This window comes from Pseudoalteromonas sp. SG43-7, assembly GCF_014164295.1.
Taxonomy (GTDB): Bacteria; Pseudomonadota; Gammaproteobacteria; order Enterobacterales; family Alteromonadaceae; genus Pseudoalteromonas; species Pseudoalteromonas rhizosphaerae.
The window spans coordinates 1-1,473 of the sequence record NZ_JACJEY010000138.1; the positions used below are offsets into that span (position 1 = coordinate 1).

A 1,473-nucleotide genomic window follows, 5' to 3' on the forward strand; every position below is an offset into this window, starting at 1 on the left:
ACCGACGACATTACTTGCTTCATCCTATGTATTAACTCGCTCTAATTCGAGCTGAAGTAATTATGGCTTAAAAAGTTAGGCAAGGATCAGTGTGTTTAACTTGACAGTGGGAGTCATACCAACGCCCAGCTAAACCGCCAGAACGGAGTTGATTTTTTTGTGCCAGCGTAGCTGAAAATCACAAAACGAGCAATGCAGTGGAGGTCGGTTTGAGCTGTTTGTTATGCATTTCTACCAAGTTCGCTCAGTCTAATAACCGTGAGTCTCTGCTACCTTGACACTCGTTAATGTGACGACCTTCCCCTTAACAATGGTAAGTACGATCTTGTCACGCCCCCACTTGAAGTAACCTTTTTCATTTTCTGTTTTCTCGGCTCTATATCTATCGCCAACATCAAATTCTATGTGTAGCCAGTCTCCTTCATCACCAAAACGGCTATATGCGGGACGATTTTCTTCTCGGTGCATTTCGTGCGAAATTTTAATTGTGCTAAGCTCGACGTCTTTGAGTTGATTTAAAATCTCAGGTGGGATTTGAATTAGATCGTTTCCACGATATAAATCAAATACGCGGACATCGTCAGTTTCTTCATCCAGTTCAATACTAAGCGTGAAAGTTCGGTAAGGTTCGGGAAGAACGCCTTCCGTGAAATATTTGTGCGTATGAACCATTACGGGCGTAGACGCAAACAGGAGCGAAGGGAAAGTCAATAATATTAAAGTGAATATGAGCTTCATGGCTTACCTATGCATAACGAGGCTGTAGAATAACTCGTTTTTAATTTATTTTTATTGATGTATTAACCATAGCCGAGTTCCTATTTTGATTCAATTGGTTACTTCGATTTTACGTAAAATATAAAAAGAGGATTTGCTGTTGCTTTAATTGGCGTTTTGAAAGGTATGACAGGTGTTTGAGTGGCTTATTTGAGGTGATAAAGGGTTACCCTTATTAATGTATCGTGTTTTGCAGCTTTTCTATATTATGAACTAAGCAATACAGTTGCCATTGGGCATTCACTTTCGTTTGACCGCGTAAGGTCAATTTATTCAGCGAAATTGATCGGAATGAATTTATTTTGGCAAGATAAGTCAGGCTTGACTCCTTACCTAATGAAAGAGCCATAACAATTTACCGTGGGTGAATAATATCTATCAGATCACAGTAACCCTGTGGGTTCAAGGTCAAAAAACAATCAATTCAATTGTGTAGAACCAGTTCCTAAAAAGAGTAATTCTACAACCTCAACGAGGCTGTAGAATAACTCGTTTTTAATTTATTTTTATTGATGCATTAACCATAGCCGAGTTCCTATTTTGATTCAATCGGTTACTTCGATTTTACGTAAAATATAAAAAGAGGATTTGCTGTTGCTTTAATGGGCGTTTTGGAAGGTATGACAGGTGTTTAAGTGGCTTATTTGGAGAGGTAGCAGCTTACCTTTATTAATGCGTCCTGTTTTGCAGCTTTTC

2 protein-coding genes are annotated in these 1,473 nt (G+C 38.8%); both read right to left on the bottom strand.

The annotated features are described in order from the left end of the window. Positions 1–249: 249 nt before the first annotated feature. Positions 250–738 (bottom strand): hypothetical protein, encoded by a 489-nt coding sequence (locus H5200_RS23115; RefSeq protein WP_149983442.1) that lies wholly within the window; start codon positions 736–738, stop codon positions 250–252. Between the two features lie 214 nt (positions 739–952). Continuing rightward, complete coding sequence (locus H5200_RS24220; RefSeq protein WP_246175646.1) at positions 953–1,126, bottom strand: transposase; 174 nt, start codon at positions 1,124–1,126, stop codon at positions 953–955. Positions 1,127–1,473: the final 347 nt, after the last annotated feature.